10 protein-coding genes and 2 CRISPR repeat arrays are annotated in these 16,371 nt (G+C 46.0%); of the genes, 6 read left to right on the top strand and 4 right to left on the bottom strand.

Going from position 1 to position 16,371, the window contains the following annotated elements:
• Nucleotides 1-154 precede the first annotated feature (154 nt).
• Nucleotides 155-1,261, bottom strand: coding sequence for a FecR domain-containing protein (locus tag QUA83_RS12860; RefSeq protein ID WP_333293530.1), 1,107 nt, complete (start codon nucleotides 1,259-1,261; stop codon nucleotides 155-157).
• Nucleotides 1,262-1,509: 248 nt separating this feature from the next.
• Entirely contained in the window at nucleotides 1,510-1,887 is a 378-nt protein-coding gene (locus tag QUA83_RS12855; protein ID WP_333293529.1) for a hypothetical protein, read from the bottom strand.
• Nucleotides 1,888-1,940: 53 nt separating this feature from the next.
• Here QUA83_RS12855 and petP point away from each other — a divergent pair, with 53 nt between their 5' ends.
• The 5 genes from petP to QUA83_RS12830 all read left to right on the top strand — a co-directional run bounded on the left by petP (nucleotide 1,941) and on the right by QUA83_RS12830 (nucleotide 7,404).
• On the top strand, nucleotides 1,941-2,141 hold the full coding sequence (petP, locus tag QUA83_RS12850) for a cytochrome b6f subunit PetP (RefSeq protein WP_333054278.1): 201 nt from the start codon (nucleotides 1,941-1,943) through the stop codon (nucleotides 2,139-2,141).
• A 207-nt stretch (nucleotides 2,142-2,348) separates the two neighbouring features.
• Nucleotides 2,349-3,443: a Get3/ArsA fold putative tail anchor-mediating ATPase NosAFP gene (locus QUA83_RS12845; protein WP_333293528.1), complete on the top strand. Its 1,095-nt coding sequence runs from the start codon at nucleotides 2,349-2,351 to the stop codon at nucleotides 3,441-3,443.
• Between the two features lie 660 nt (nucleotides 3,444-4,103).
• Entirely contained in the window at nucleotides 4,104-6,311 is a 2,208-nt protein-coding gene (locus tag QUA83_RS12840) for a CHAT domain-containing protein (protein WP_333293527.1), read from the top strand.
• 20 nt (nucleotides 6,312-6,331) lie between these two features.
• The gene (locus QUA83_RS12835; RefSeq protein WP_333293526.1) at nucleotides 6,332-7,000 is read left to right on the top strand and encodes a hypothetical protein; all 669 of its coding nucleotides are present in this window, start codon (nucleotides 6,332-6,334) and stop codon (nucleotides 6,998-7,000) included.
• Complete coding sequence (locus QUA83_RS12830) at nucleotides 6,997-7,404, top strand: HEPN domain-containing protein (protein ID WP_333293525.1); 408 nt, start codon at nucleotides 6,997-6,999, stop codon at nucleotides 7,402-7,404. The genes QUA83_RS12835 and QUA83_RS12830 overlap by 4 nt, the downstream gene beginning before the upstream one ends.
• Before the next feature lie 93 nt (nucleotides 7,405-7,497).
• Here the strand turns inward: QUA83_RS12830 and QUA83_RS12825 are convergent, their stop codons facing one another.
• Nucleotides 7,498-9,564 (bottom strand): elongation factor G, encoded by a 2,067-nt coding sequence (locus tag QUA83_RS12825; protein WP_333293524.1) that lies wholly within the window; start codon nucleotides 9,562-9,564, stop codon nucleotides 7,498-7,500.
• A 495-nt stretch (nucleotides 9,565-10,059) separates the two neighbouring features.
• Nucleotides 10,060-11,973, bottom strand: a complete 1,914-nt coding sequence (locus tag QUA83_RS12820; protein WP_333293523.1) for a heavy metal translocating P-type ATPase — start codon at nucleotides 11,971-11,973, stop codon at nucleotides 10,060-10,062.
• A 547-nt stretch (nucleotides 11,974-12,520) separates the two neighbouring features.
• On the opposite strand from QUA83_RS12820, the gene QUA83_RS12815 reads away from it, so the two are divergent.
• Complete coding sequence (locus QUA83_RS12815) at nucleotides 12,521-13,621, top strand: precorrin-8X methylmutase (RefSeq protein WP_333293522.1); 1,101 nt, start codon at nucleotides 12,521-12,523, stop codon at nucleotides 13,619-13,621.
• Between the two features lie 408 nt (nucleotides 13,622-14,029).
• A CRISPR array of direct repeats spans nucleotides 14,030-15,300; the repeat unit is 37 nt; unit sequence GTTTCAATCCCTGATAGGGTTTTATGGTTTTTCCGAC.
• Between the two features lie 108 nt (nucleotides 15,301-15,408).
• A CRISPR array of direct repeats spans nucleotides 15,409-16,246; the repeat unit is 37 nt; unit sequence GTTTCAATCCCTGATAGGGTTTTATGGTTTTTCCGAC.
• Nucleotides 16,247-16,371: the final 125 nt, after the last annotated feature.

Here is a 16,371-nt window from a genome sequence, read left to right as displayed (position 1 = left end):
GGGGGAGGGGTTGGCGCAAAATATCTTTAATTTGACTACCGAAATTCACCGCAAAATGCTTCGCGCTTACACACAATAATCAACCCAGATAAGACTTACGATCTAACTCACTTCCTCAGAGACTGCCCGCGCAATTTACTCTTAGAGAGGTTGTTTAGCGAACGGCGAGGCTGTAATGCCTTTCTGTGACTGACGGGCCTCGCACTACGATTTTGAGGCGGCGGCTTGGAGGTAAAATTCCTTGGATCTTGAAGTTGCCATTTCGATCGATCTTAATCTCTTCGTTGTTGACATAAACTGTGTCGATCGGGTTAATTTGACCGCTGAGGCGATAGATATTGGCGCTGAGTCTCAACAAACTGCGGACTTTGAGTTGAGCTAGGCGAGGGCTCGCTGAGGGCGCCACAGGGGGGGTTTGAGGGAAAATTGTCGTGGCGTTGCCGCTGTTGACAACTACTTCCGAGTCCGTGTTGCCGGATACTACGACTGCACCTTCAATAGTTTCGACTGCGGTTTTGCCGCCACCGACGCTGACGCCAAAGGATGTGCCCCGGACTCCGGCAACGCCTTCTGGGGTTTCAACCCTGACTGGGGCGGTTTTGGCAGATTTTTTTTGTTGGGCAATTTGACTGGATTTGCCGAGTCCGCTGAAGGTATTGAGGGCGACTATTTGGTTCGGGGGGATAATAGTTGAGGTGTTGGCAGCAGGAGTTGTCGCAGCAGTTTTGCCGATCGACAACCTGACTCGCCCCCTGCTGACAAAAATCGCTGTGTCTTTTTCGCTACCTGCACTGCTTGACAAATTGGATATTCTGACTGCGGTTTTTTCGCCCACTTCCACGGTGCCAACGTTATTGTCGATGCCTAAACGGGCTGTGGAATTGGGGCCGGTGATGATTTCGTCTCCGGGGGCGAGTAGCCGATCGCCCACCACCGCTGGTCGCCCTTTAAAGCTGACTGTACCGCGAATTTCTTCTATTTCGAGCGATCTCGCGGCCGCTGTTCCCTGGGCGTTTATCGTCTCTGCTGGGGATGGATTCGCCGCCAATATTGCCGGATTTTTTGGAGATTTTGAGGCGGTTGGCAGTGCTGGCGGTCGAGCGACTGAGACAATTTTAGTAGGGTTCGACTGCTGTTTGGGGGATGGAGAGAGCGGACTGGCGATCGTCCCACGAAAGGGCGACAGACTCGCCAGCACAGCCAAGGACAAACTTAGGAGCGGAATTTTGGTCGATCGCCCACACGTAAAAATTTTATTCATAATTTCAATTTTGTCATATTGAAGTTCCTCGACTTCCTTTCCTCTATCAGACGGCATACATCCGGAAATCGTTCCATTTTTTATGCCGTAACACAGCAGTAAAAATAAACTTTATCAGCCTGAAAGTTTAGCATTTAAAAAAAAAATATGCTCATATTTTAGTAAACTGTTACAACATGGCACTTTACTAAAATATGAGCTTCGGGAAAATTACCCAACCCTACTCAAAGTGCTTTGCAGCATCAACTTTAGCCGTTTTCAACGTTAGAGAGGGGAGATTTATATATAGCAAACATAAAATTAATTACTGCTTGTGGATGCCTTTTGGCTTCTGCCGGAAGGATGACTAATTGGGGAGAAATCCTGTAGTTGTGACAATTAATAAAAAGATGGTTTTTGCGAAGCGATAAAAAATAATTATCTAAGTGGTGAACAGCCTCTGCCAGTGGAGCTTGTCGCTGTGGAACATTATGAAGCAAACCCAAGCGACTCAGGGTAGACGATCGACCAACTCCGACTAGAATACCGTCTTTTAGCGAAAGTTGGTGGAAATTTCGATGGAAAATCATAGGAAAATCATAGGGAGCGATCGCCTGCTGGTGTTGCTGTTCCGAAGTAGACGCCAAACTGTAAAATAAACGGTTGTATATAGGTTATATAGAGCAGGAGAACAATTTCAGTGGCAATAGAAGTAGGTCAGAGAGTGAAGGTGCGCCGTCTCAGAGATCGGATACCTGCAAATATGGTGGGCAAGATAAAGGAGAATCCAGTAGGCACTGTTGACGGATTCAGAATGGTTGACGGTAGCGGAGTAGGCGTGGTTGTCAAGTTTGACGGTTTTGCGACTTGGTTCTTTGAAGATGAGCTAGAACCCGTTTAACAGATGTAGAAGGAAGAGGGGCACGACACGGATTCGGACACGGATACACGGATTGAATTTAACTGTGTTTCCTTTCGTCTCCTACTCTCCCCCTCTCCCACTCTCCCACTCACCGACTCTCCTCTTCCTCCACTCTCCCCCTCCCCCACTCTGGCTGAAGGTTGCGCTTAAATGTTAAAGAGTAAGCTTTGGCAGTGAGAACAGAAAATGGCTTTGATTTTGACATTTTTGGGCAAAGGCGGCACTGGCCGCAGTACGATCGCGATCGCAACAGCTAAAAAATACGCGGCTCAAGGCAAGCGAGTTCTGCTGCTCGGCCAAGATCCGGGCCCTGCATTGGGCATCCTGCTAGGAGCTCCCCTGACTCTCAGCCCCCAGGAAATCGCCCCCAACCTCAAAGCAGTTCAGGTGCAAAGCGCGCCGCTGTTAGAACGCAGGTGGGACGAAGTTAAACAACTAGAAGCTCAATATGTCCGTACTCCGTTTTTCAAGCAGATTTACGGTCAAGAATTAGGAGTGTTGCCGGGAATGGACAGCGCGCTGGCGTTGAACGAACTTCGAGAATACGAGGACAGCAAACAATACGATGTGATCGTTTATGACGGCAATGGCGGCATGGATACGCTGCGGATGCTGGGAATGCCGGAAATTCTGAGTTGGTACATCCGCAGGTTCCGTCAAGCTTTGGTAGATTCGGATTTGGGGAAAGCGCTTTCACCTTTTATTCAACCGGTTGTCAGTACGGTGTTGACGGTGGATTTGTCGGGAGACAATGCTTTTCAATCTACTAAGCAAGTCGATAATCTTTTGGATAAGGGTAAGGAAGCGCTGGCAGATCCGAACCGCACGGCTGCTTTTTTGGTGACGACTGGAGATGCAAGTGCGATCGCAACTGCCCGCTATCTTTGGGGAAGTTCTCAACAAGTTGGTTTGACTGTGGGCGGTGTCATTGTTAATCAAGCATCGGTTACAGAAGCTATTACTGCCGAGTTTGATCCTTTGACTGCTGTTTCGGTTCCGGCGCACAGTGACAATAACTGGCAGCCGCTAATTGATGCTTTGCCAGATTTTTCTGAGGCGGCAAAAGCTCCTAAACCGATTAACATAAACATTGCACAGCGTCAAGTTAGTTTGTTTTTGCCTGGGTTTGACAAGAAAGAAATTAAATTGATTCAATCCGGGCCGGAAGTGACGATCGAAGCGGGCGATCAGCGGCGCAATATTTTGCTGCCTCCGGCGCTGACTGGGAAATCTGTTACTGGTGCTAAGTTTCTGAATGGTTACTTGATTATTTCTTTTTAGGGTAAGGAAGAAGATCGTTTGTAGTAAGGACTAAAGTCCTTAGTTTCCAGAAAATTATGTGGGGTAGGGAGACGGCATTGCCGTATCCTCCGCGGCCAAAGTCAGGACACGGCAGTGCCGTTTCCCTACAATTAATCGAGGGTAGGGATACGGCATTGCCGTGTCCTTCGTTGCTTATGTTACAATCTCCAGCAACATCTCACCCACCCAGCCAATGATCCGACAAATTTGACAACGCATCCTCAACCTGTGGCGGCAAATTCAGCAACATTTCCGCAAACAACCTGCACCCCCACCGCTAAAGCCAACTCCGATTCGCACTTTTGGGGAATACGAACAGAAATTTTTGCAATTGTTAGATGGTGTTGAACAAGGCTGGAGTCGGGGCGATATTAAAGGCTTTTTAATCGGCTGCCAAATCAAAGATGCTGAGTGGGAAAACTGGCTGCAATAATTTGGAGAAAGGTTGCTGGTATCCCAGGAAACGCATTTAGAATTGGGTGGGCGAATGGTGCGGCTGGGTGAGATGAATTGCGGAAAAATCAGTGAGGTGGCTGGCAATATCGGCAGGCAATTGTTGGCTGGGAAGAGTTTGAATCCGAATTATGTGGATGATTCATTGGTTGCAAATATTGTTATTTACTTTTAGGAGGATAAGATTTGAGTTATTCAGCAGACAATCAAGAAATAGAAAAAAATGGGTATAATAATCGAGGATTGGAACTAGCAAAATTAGGGCAGTATGAAGAGGCGATAGCCGCCTACGATAAAGCTTTAGAAATTGACCCAGAATTCCACTGCGCCTGGAACAGGAAGGGCATTACCCTAAATTATTGGGGGCGATACAGTGAGGCGATCGCAGCCTTCAATGAATGCTTAAAAATTCAACCCGAATTCCACTCGGCTTGGAACGGGAAGGGCAATGCCCTAAATCATTTGGAGCGCTACAGTGAGGCGCTCAAAGTCTTCAATAAATGCTTAAAAATTCAACCCAACTTCCACTGGGCCTGGGTCGGGAAGGGCATTGCCCTAAATCATTTGAGGTGCTACAGTGAGGCGATCGTATCCTTCGATAAAGCTTTAGAACTTACAGGCGATCAATTGTGGCGAGCGTGGGACTATCGAGGTTTGGCATTTTTATACTCCGGGCGGTACAGTGAAGCTATTCAAAACTGGGATGAAGGCTTGGAGAAATATCAGCCCAGCAACCGCGACTATCACCTCGCTTGTGGCAATTTGCACAATGAAAAAGGCAAAGCACACTACCAACACGGCAAACAAACATTCACATATTTTGAATCTTTCCACAAAGCTAAAGCCAGCTACGAACAAGCCCGCGAATTATTGAAATCAACCCTCTTCCGAGAAACTTATTTAGAAGTAATGCAAGGCTTAATTACCGTCTGCCGTAGCTTGGGAGATGCCAAAGCCAGCGAGTACCTTGACGAAGCTACTATCCTGCTAGAACAATTAATTTTAGACGATGACACTCACCCGGAAATAAAACTGCGACTCCAGCGCCAATTTGCCGGACTTTACCAGTTAGAAGTCGATACCCTCGTCGAGTCTGGCGACAAGGTAAAAGCACTGCAAAAAGCAGAAGATAGGAAAAACTTTTGCCTGCAATGGATGCGCGCAGCTTCGCCAAACCCCACCGCCCCCCCGACTTATCGCCAAATCCGAGACTTACTGGCAAACAACACCGAAACGGCGATAATTTACTGGCATCTGAGCCCAGTTTCCCTGATTGCTTTTATCATTACCCCAGACAAGTTTGAAGTTATTTGCACACCTGTCACCGATATATTCCCAAAGAACAACAGTCAGAGTTTAGAAAAATGGCTAAAAAACTGGAAAACCAACTATCAAAATTACGGCAAAACTACCAGCAAACAGCAAAGCAAAGAATCCCATCCCTGGCGCGAGTCAATGACAGCGCAATTGCAAAAACTGGCTGACATCCTCAAAATTCCCGAAATTTGTACGCACCTCACCAATATCCAACACTTAATCTTAATTCCTCACCGCGACTTGCACCTGCTGCCACTGCACTTTTTATTCTCCGATAATCTTTTCACTATCACTTATCTGCCCAGCATCCAAGTTGGGATAGACAGACTAGACAGAAAACCCTCACCTTCAATGTCTCTGCTGTTGGTAGAAAGCCCCGATCCATTACTTTTTGCTGAAATAGAAGCCCCGGCGATCGCGAATTTTCACCTTAACTGCAATACCATCTCCAGTTCACAAGCTACCACAGACAATCTTAAAGAAGCTCTGCAACAAGCTGCTGACATATTCCATTTTACAGGTCACGCCTACCACAACACAAAACAGCCGTCCCAGTCAGCACTAATCCTGAAAAACAAACAGCCCCTAACTTCAGAAGAAATTGCCAAATTCGATTTGAAAAGCTATTATCTAGTCTGCCTTTCCGCTTGCGAAACCGGCATAACAGGAAAAGAAGAACTGATAGATGAATTTGTCGGTTTAGCCAGCAGCTTTTTAGCTGCGGGTGCTGTTTACGCCCTCAGCACTCTTTGGATAGTTGATGAGATATCTAGCGCCTTAATGATGATTCGATTCTATCAAATTCTCAACGAACAGCGTTGCCAAAATAAGTTGCATCCGGCACTAGCCCTCAAAGAAGCGCAAAAATGGCTCCGAACTATTACTTACAGCGAACTATCCAACTGGTATCTGGAATTGTCTGAAATAATGAAAGACAATTCTCGTTGCAGTCAAGATTTGAGAGACCAAGCTGACCGAATCCGCAGACGTGATGCTAAAATGGGATCTGACAAACCTCCTTATGCCGATCTCTACCACTGGGCAGGTTTCACGATTACTGGTAAAGTTAATCCCTAACTTCCAAACCATCGACTCTTATGAAAGAAACAGATATTATTAGGCTGCAAGCCCTTGGCGCTGCTTTAGCTAAACTAGATTCATCTGTCCAGCTTGGCGAGTTGGAAGAGAATATAAGTCTTGAGATATTGGCTTTATTAGAAAAATTAGCCGAACAAAACAACACTCTGAACGAAATTTACAGAAAAGAACGCCTCGACTTACAAGATCAGTACGAAGCAAAATCAAAAGACAAACGCTACCAGCCGCCAAGTGACACCATTTACAGCACCGACGCTATAAATTTGAGCCCTTCCTTTCCTCCGCCGCCTGAAGAAAGGGAAAATCCCTCTGAAATAGCTAAAGCCTTTGACAATTTAATTGCATCTTTTAATAAAATTAAAAGCCTGTACGCGGTTGAAAACCCCCTAGAAAGTTTTCAAATCATCATGGAACAAGAAGCGATCGCACCTTTGATTCTGGAAGCTTACGATCGCATTCGAGCGATATTTCCTACGGAAAGATTAGGCTTGGAAGTGAAAACAGATCCAGAAATTGCAAATTGGCGATCGCTGTGGATTACCATTTACACCAAACTCGAAGTCGAGGAAGCTTTTGCCAAGTTAAAAAATCTCGATCGCACTTGGTGGCTAGACGCGAGTCTTGTCATTCCTAACAATATACTAAACATTGACTTGGGGTGGGAATGAAATTCGATTGGTCAGCATACTTTAATTTAGCAAAAGAGCTAGCTGAAACCAGTGAAGAAGCAGAATTGCGTTCTGCTGTAAGTAGAGCCTATTATTCGGCGTTTTGCCTAGCACGGAATTACTTGCGCGACATTGAACAAGATCCCACACTCTCGCGCAATAAAACTGATATCAATGTCCATAAATATGTAGCTGATGAATTTATTCACCATAAATCAAACCATAAATCAAAATCCCAGACAATGAGAGAGATAGGCAACAATTTAAAACGATTGAGAAACATGAGGAATAAAGCTGATTATGAAGATACTATGTTTAACTTAAAAATAATAAAAAAAGAAGCAAAAACTGCGTTAATGCTAGCTGAGAATATTATTTCAGCGTTAAATAAGTTAACTGAATAATCCGGCAAATAGGAATCGATCGCAATAAACTTTAATGGCAACTCCTGCAAAAACCCGGTTTATTGAAGAAACCGGGTTTTTTAAGACAGCTAACTAACTTTTACCGTTACCGTTTCCATTGCCGCCAGTTGTTAGCAAAACCCGCTTAGCTAAAGGTTCCGGCACTTCTTGCAGTCGATCGAACTCCCAATTAAAAAATCCTACTCCCATTGTCTGCGATCGCAATTCTACGATCAAATTCTGCATTTCTGCGATCGGCAAATAAGCAGAAACTGCATCCCATCCCTTCCAGTCTTTTTTACCTTCGTAGCCGAGAATTTGGCCGCGGTGTCCGCTGACCAACTGCAACACCTTTGATGTACACTCGTTCGGAGCGCAAATTTCAACTTTGGCGATCGGCTCCAGCAATGCCGGTTCGCACTTCGCCATTCCCTCCTGCATCGCCAAACGCGCCGCTTGCTTGAAAGCTTGTTCGGAACTGTCAACGGTATGATAGGAACCGTTCGTCAGCGTCACCGCTACGTCTACCACCGGGAAACCCAGGGGGCCGCGATCCAAATACTCGCGCACTCCCACTTCCACGCCGGGAATGTACTGTTTTGGGACGACGCCGCCGACTATTTTGTCGGTAAAGGTGAAACCTTCGCCTCGTGGCTGCGGTTGAATGTCGAGGTACACGTCGCCGAATTGTCCGTGTCCGCCGCTTTGGTGTTTGTAGCGCCCGTGGATGGAAGATGCTGGTTTGCGGATGGTTTCTTTGTACGGCACTTGCGGTAAGTGAGTTACCATCGGCAAGTTATACTTGCGGCGCAACCTGTCTAGGGCTACTTTCAGGTGGATTTCGCCTTGACCCCAAAGTATAATTTCGTGAGTGTCGCCGTGTTGTTCCCAGACTAAAGATGGGTCTTCTTCTAGCAATTTAGCTAAAGCGGAGCTCAGCTTAACTTCATCGTTGCGCTTTTCTGGGACGATCGCCAGTGCGTAGACAGGCGGGATGATTTCGGCTTTTGGCAATTCTTCCGATCGGTCTAGCGCCAGTGTATCGCCTGTTTTCAAGCCTTCTAGCCTTCCCACAGCCACAATTTCCCCGGCGCTGACAGACTGCAAACTTTGCGTTTGCTGGCCTGTCAAGCGGTACAAACCGTTAACTCGAACGCCGTTCAAATTTGCTCCGTCTGCTAGCGTCCCCCGCCACATTCTCACTAACGATAGTTTTCCTCCCTGGGGCGTGTAATAGGTTTTGAGGATTTGAGCCAGAACTTTGTTGTCACTTTGTATAATGCTACGGCGATCGGCTGTAGTTTCCGGTGTCGGCGCTTCCCTCAGCAAAGCTTCCAGCAGAGGCCGCACGCCGAAATCTTGTTCGGCCATGCCGATGAATACTGGCACAATTAAATCTGCGCCTAATTCCATCTTTAAATCGCGGGTAATTTCTTCGGCGTCGGGATTGATTTCTTCGAGCAATTCTTCGAGTAAATGGTCGTCAAAATTCGCTAATTCTTCGAGCATTTGCTGCCGCGCTGCGCTTTCTTGTGCTTTGAGGTGTTCTGGAAGCGGGACGGGATCTGCGGCGGCGCCCGGATGGTAGTGGTAAGCTTGTTCGGTTACTAAGTCTATAAAACCGATGATTTGTTCGTTTTTGCCGATCGGATATTGGTGAGGTACGATCGGTCTACTGGAAACGGATTTGAGCGCGTCGATCAACTCGGCGAAGTTGGTGCCGCAAGTAGTTTCGTCTGTGTAAGCTCGATCGATCTTGTTGATGAAAACTAGGTGGGGAATTTCCCAATCGTCGAGGAATTTAAACAGGGGTGCGAGGGTTAAAGTGCGATCGGCAACCGGTTCGCAAACAATTATTGCCGCATCCACACCAATCAGCGCATTGTAAGTTTCTTGGGCAAATTCTACCGAGCCCGGACAGTCGAGAAATGTGAAGCGGACGCCTTGATATTCAGCGGTGGCGGCGTTTACTTCTACGCTCATTTGGCGATCGCGTGCTTCCGGCGAACTATCACCTATTGTGTTGCCCTCTTTGAGATTTCCTTTGCGGGTAATTGTCCCTGTCACCGACAGCAAACTTTCGAGCAGTGCGGTTTTTCCGCTTAAATAAGGGCCAACAATTGCAACGTTCCGCGTGGCCCCTAGGACTTTTTCGTTCATATTCCCTCCAACAGAAAACTTGTTTTCCATTGCTCTTGGTGCAATCAGTTCTCTACCATTTTCTAGACTTTTTCTAGGTTAATTTTTATTGCAGTTTCGAGCAATTTCAGATTTTGGTATGATTCTATACTTTTGACGGTAGCGTATTTTGAGTGACGCAAACACAAATTGTAGTTTTTCTTAATATTTTTATTTTTTAACCGCAGAGAACGCAGATTAACGCAGATGAACGCAGATAAATTTATGGTTTCCCGGCTCTGGCTATTGGTGACAACTTACAGTCAAACCTTCAGTCCGGCAGGGGTTGAAACCCCTGCCTCAAAGCTAAAGTCCTCTGAAGAGGACTAATGAGTTTAAAAGTTTTCTTCTGAGTCCTCTTCAGAGGACTTCAGCTATTAGCCAGGGAATTCATTCCCTGGCGGACTAGAGGCTTAAGTTGTCACCAATAGCCAAAGCGGGGGAACGCATTTCAGTCTTACTCTGCCTCGCATTTATCTAATTTCTGAGCAGTCGCAAACCGCTCAGAGTTACTATTACTGTAGAGCCTTCGTGACCGATAACGCCGAAAGGCATGGTGATATTTCCGAAAAAATTAGCCGCCAATAACAGGACAATGCAACTGAGTGCAAAAACAATGTTTTGTTTGACAACATTTTGAGCGCGGCGACCTAAACTAATTGCTTTAGCTAGTTGCTCTAACTTATCTGCCATTAATACGATATCAGCAGTTTCTAAAGCAACATCGCTGCCGGAAATCCCCATCGCAATGCCCACGGAAGCTTGAGCGAGGGCGGGGGCGTCGTTGATGCCGTCTCCCACCATTGCTACAGTTTGATACTGGGTTTGCAGTTGTTTAATTGCCTGCACTTTGTCTTCTGGCAAAAGTTCGGCGTACACTTCATTGATGCCTAATTGACGGGCGATGTGTTGAGCTGTTTGCTCGTTGTCGCCTGTTAGCATAATTATATGTTCTACGCCTAATTTTTGCAAGCGTTTTACTGTTGCTGCTGCTTCGGGGCGGATGGTATCTGCTACTGCAATGATTCCCAAAAGTTGCTCGCCCTTTGCCACCCAAACAACTGTTTTACCTTCGGCTTGCAACTGCTTGCTGATTTGAGTCAATTCGGAAGTTGCTTCGACAAATTCGGCTTTACCAATGGCAATGATTTGATTGTTGACTTTGCCGACAATTCCTTGACCGATTTTTGCTTGTACATCGGTAGCGGTTGATAATTGTAACTGTTGCTGCTGGGCGGCGCTGACAATTGAAGAGGCGATCGCGTGTTCGGAATGAGCTTCTAGGGCCGCAGCTAATTGCAGAACTTCTGTTTCAGTATATCCGGCTGCTGGTACAATTTGGATAACTTCAGGTTTTCCCGTGGTGAGAGTTCCGGTTTTGTCAAAGGCGATCGCCCTGACTTTACCAATCATCTCTAATTGCGCGCCACTTTTAAACAAAATCCCCTGTCTCGCCCCATTAGCAATTCCCGAAAGCAGCGTCGGCATAATAGAAGCCATCAGCGCGCAGGGGGATGCAACTACTAGGAAAATCAGCGCCCGATAGATTGTCTCTTCCCAATTCCAGCCCAAAACAAAGGGCGGCAAAGTTGCGAGAAGCAAGCCTAAACCGACAATTAATTTGGCATAACCGCGCTCGAATTTTTCCACAAACATTTGAGAAGGCGGCGCTGCTGTTTGCGCTTCTTGAACCAGCCGAATTACTCGCTGAATTAAGCTGCTTTCTGGAGTTTTATGCACTTCGAGTTTCAGCGCGCCGACACCGTTAATTGTACCTGCATAGACTTCATCGCCGCTGGTTTTCTCCACTGGCATCGATTCGCCGGTAATCGAGGCTTGATCGATCGCACTGTAGCCTTCAATAATTATCGCATCTGTGGGGATGATTTCTCCGGGCTTGACTAAAATGTAATCGCCAATTTCCAATTTGTCGATCGCAACTTCGCGTTCCCCGCCGTACATTACCACCCTAGCAGTATCCGCAGTCAAACTCATCAAACTGCGGATGCTGCGTTCAGTCCGCTGCATAGCATAACCTTCAAGGGCGCCGCTAATTGCAAAGATTAAAATCAACACCGCACCGTCAACAATTAAATGATATTCTTGCCGCCACAGCCCCAAACCGGCCGCGCCCAAAGCAGCGACAATCATTAACAAATCTACATCTAATTCGCGTTCTTGAAAAAGCGTAGTTAAGCCTTCGCGGGTACTGGAATAGCCACCGATAACATAAGCTGCGGGTAAGATTAACACGGCTACACCCAGCCAGCCGAATTGCAGGGCTAGGGAACCCAAGATTACTAGAATTCCGCACAGGGCCGCAGTCACAGCATCGGGGTGTTCTTGGGCGAGGCGCCAGAGGCGAGAAATTGAGAGGGAATTGGCAGCCATTTGTAAAGCTTGATTTGGTAGAATGACTCCTGTAGCTTAAACCTTGACATTAGTGTCAATGTCAAGAGTGAAACTAAAATAAATCCAGCATCAACTCGCCTCTCGTTGAGTACCAGAGTCAGACAGTCCGACAGGGAATGAATTCCCTGTCTCATAGCGCAAGTCCTCTGAAAGAGGACTGAAGATAGCTGAGAATTGAATTTAATGTTTCAGTCGGTTTTAACCGACTTCTGCTATGAGACGGGGATTTCAATCCCCGGCGGACTCTGGCTGAATCTCAAGGCCCTCGCCCTCAACTTGTCATTCGTTACATCCGACAGTCCGACAGGGAATGAATTCCCTGTCTCATAGCGCAAGTCCTCTGAAAGAGGACTGAAGATAGCTGAGAATTGAATTTAATGTTTCAGTCGGTTTTAACCGACTTCTGCTATGAGACGGGGATTTCAATCCCCGGCGGACTGTGGGTGAATGCGTGGGAATTGATTCCCCGGCGGACTGCGGGTAAATTCGAGAACCAAATATACAGTCCCAAAATTCCCAAAATTCAATGCAACAATACCTGACCATCAAACAACTTACAGAAGCGGTAAAAGGCACAATTACCCCTCGGATGGTGCGGCATTATCACGCTTTGGGGCTGCTATCTCCGGCCGTGCGATCGACCTCTAACTATAGATTGTATACCTGCAGCGATGTGCAAAGGCTGCAAAGAATAGTCGCACTCAAGCAGCAAGGCTTTCAACTGTCTCACATCCGCAAACTTTTAGAAACAGACGCGGATGCTTCGCCTGACGCGCTGATGGCGACTCTGCAACGGCAATATCTGTCGGTTATTCAGCAAATTGTTCGCCTCAGAGAAACGGCTTCGGCGCTGGAAGGATTGCTGGGGCGGGATATTTCCTGTCAAGCGGTGCAAGCGGACGCCCTGGCGCAATTAAGGCTGTTGCAGGCGGAAACTGAGGGGGGGTTGGATGAGTTGGAACAACTTTGGGAGGGTTGGGATGCGGGGGCGCACACTCACCCGGAGGATTTTGGGGAGTCGTTGCAGCATTTGTTGCCGGATTTGCCTGATCGCTCGGAAATTGAGGTAGACTTGCTTTCTAAACTGGTGTTAGCTTGCGGAGATTGTTCGCTGCTGCCGTTTGTGAAGTTGAGCGAAACGGCGATTCAATCGGCGCGGGAAGCTTTGAAAAATCAGTGTCAAATTGTGGCTGATGTGCCGCCTGTTTTTGCGGCTTTGGATCGGACAAGATTGGCACATTTGGGAACAAGTATTGCAACTTTAATTGATGACCCGCACATCAATGCTGCGGCGGAAGCGGAACAGGAATTCTGGCAGCAGCGTGAGTGGTTTGAAAAGTTGTTGAAACTGGAAAAAGGATGTATATTAGTGATAGGATATGCGCCGTCTGTGCTGATGGCGGTTTGCGAGGCGATCGAGAGTGGGCAACTGCAACCGGCTTTGGTAGTTGGAATGCCGATCGGTTTTAGTCATTCTCCGGTGGCGAAACGGCGGTTAGTGCGATCGGGCGTTGCTTATATTACGACTGTGGGAACTTTTGGCGGCGGATTGTTGGCGGCGGTTGCTTTGAATGCTTTGGTTGAGTCTTTGATTGAAAAGCCGAATTGTCACTGTCATCTTAAGTGAAGATGGGATTTAGGTTTATGGTGGTTTAATTTGTTTTTTGCTGCTTCCTCTCAATTCCGGGTGCGCCGGAATCATATCAAATCCGCGCTTCATAGTCCGTCCTGGTAAAGTCGAGTCAAGCTGCCAACAAATATCAGCGCAATTTTCAGTTTTTCGAGTCACCGTCAACAGTCATGTCTCAGTGCAACCGGACATGATATCATTCCCGATTTAGTTTCAATCTTTGATAGGGATTTAGGTTTATTGCAGCGCGCTTGGACTTTGTTTCAATCCCTGATAGGGTTTTATGGTTTTTCCCGCTACATTGTCCGAGGCGAAAGCCTTCCAATACAGGGTTTCAAGCCTTATATCGGGATTTATGGTTTTTCCGACGTGAGGGGCGATTGGCAATGAGTCTCACCTGTAATGGTTTCAATCCCTGATAGGGTTTTATGGTTTTTCCGACGCGGCTGGATGATGAAGTGCCGCTAATTATTGCGGGCAACGTTTCAATCCCTGATAGGGTTTTATGGTTTTTCCGACAAGCTAGAGATGTAACCTACGACTAGCTCGTAGGTTTCAATCCCTGATAGGGTTTTATGGTTTTTCCGACTTTACAAGTTCAAGAGTTAAGAAAGTCAGTAGATAGGTTTCAATCCCTGATAGGGTTTTATGGTTTTTCCGACGATTGGCAATAACGAGGGAAGCAACACCGCTTTAGATGTTTCAATCCCTGATAGGGTTTTATGGTTTTTCCGACTCACACAGATAGCTTGTGGATAGACTCAAGAATAAGGTTTCAATCCCTGATAGGGTTTTATGGTTTTTCCGACCTGTCATAGTTTTTCACGGGTTAGGAGTAAAATCTTGTTTCAATCCCTGATAGGGTTTTATGGTTTTTCCGACAGTCCTGCTTATGTCTTAGAGCTTAGTTTGCTCTTATGTTTCAATCCCTGATAGGGTTTTATGGTTTTTCCGACTATTGCAAAGTATCTGCTGAGAAAGATATAGTTCCAGGTTTCAATCCCTGATAGGGTTTTATGGTTTTTCCGACTTAACGTGGTTTTTCATTCAAGGTGAAGCAGTGAAGGTTTCAATCCCTGATAGGGTTTTATGGTTTTTCCGACGAAAGAGATAAAAGATGAATATAGATTTCTAGTAGTAGTTTCAATCCCTGATAGGGTTTTATGGTTTTTCCGACGGGTAGCGATTTTGATTGTGTCCTGGTTTACTTTGGTTTCAATCCCTGATAGGGTTTTATGGTTTTTCCGACGGGAATGATTTACCCGGCAAATCAACTGAATTAGGTTTCAATCCCTGATAGGGTTTTATGGTTTTTCCGACGGAGAAAGCTGAGCTCATCTCAATGGCACAAGAACGTTTCAATCCCTGATAGGGTTTTATGGTTTTTCCGACAATACAGAGTGTATTCAATGGTTAGTAGAGAATGTTTCAATCCCTGATAGGGTTTTATGGTTTTTCCGACTAGGTTGTTAAAACTTTGGAGATATACTCTTGTGTGTTTCAATCCCTGATAGGGTTTTATGGTTTTTCCGACGTGAATTAAACTCTAATCTATCCTTTTTCTGGGTGTTTCAATCCCTGATAGGGTTTTATGGTTTTTCCGACACGTGGTAGATTTGTGAACAAATCCGGTGCGATTGTTTCAATCCCTGATAGGGTTTTATGGTTTTTCCGACAATGGGAAGGATAGGCTACTGTCAATTTTGTCTACGTTTCAATGTGACGTTTTAATTTTTTCTAAGTAAAATAGTCTTGTAAGGATAGGCTACTGTCAATTTTGTCTACGTTTCAATCCCTGATAGGGTTTTATGGTTTTTCCGACTCAATCGGAAACTACATTGTTTCAGTCAACTCAAGTTTCAATCCCTGATAGGGTTTTATGGTTTTTCCGACGGTGGAGGCGCAACTCTTGGGGCTGGAGTTTGAGGTTTCAATCCCTGATAGGGTTTTATGGTTTTTCCGACATACCGGCCAGCCAAATGCACTGCCAGCCTCTTTGATGTTTCAATCCCTGATAGGGTTTTATGGTTTTTCCGACTTGATATCTCGAATATCACATTTGATAATACCAAGCTCGTTTCAATCCCTGATAGGGTTTTATGGTTTTTCCGACGCAAGTTCTACCGCTGGTTCCCCTTCTTGTAGTAGGTTTCAATCCCTGATAGGGTTTTATGGTTTTTCCGACTACCAACTTCTTTTTTGAGCGTAGGTAATTCTGGCGTTTCAATCCCTGATAGGGTTTTATGGTTTTTCCGACCCAAACCGTCGCTCTCCCAGCTCCAGAATGGTTGCTGTTTCAATCCCTGATAGGGTTTTATGGTTTTTCCGACTTCGGCTTCTGATTCATCTCCATCAAATTCGGGGTTTCAATCCCTGATAGGGTTTTATGGTTTTTCCGACTCGATGATTTTTAGTGAAGGTGATATCCCTCACGGTTTCAATCCCTGATAGGGTTTTATGGTTTTTCCGACCTTAGATTTGTCTAAGAACTTGATAGCAACCAGCATCGAGTTTCAATCCCTGATAGGGTTTTATGGTTTTTCCGACTTGATGCTTTTACGTCGGGATGAGAAGCCATTTCTTGTGTTTCAATCCCTGATAGGGTTTTATGGTTTTTCCGACTTAGCGTGTTCAGGTATTGAATGTGCGATCGAAGTTTCAATCCCTGATCATTACTCACAAGTTAAGCTAAAAGCACTATTGTCAATGAGTAAAATTACTCATCTTTTACCTGTTGACCCAATTAA

Source organism: Microcoleus sp. K1-B1 (assembly GCF_036704705.1).
Lineage (GTDB): Bacteria > Cyanobacteriota > Cyanobacteriia > Cyanobacteriales > Microcoleaceae > Microcoleus.
The sequence above is the reverse complement of the archived record's forward strand: the minus strand, read 5'-3'. Positions and strand labels throughout refer to the sequence as shown.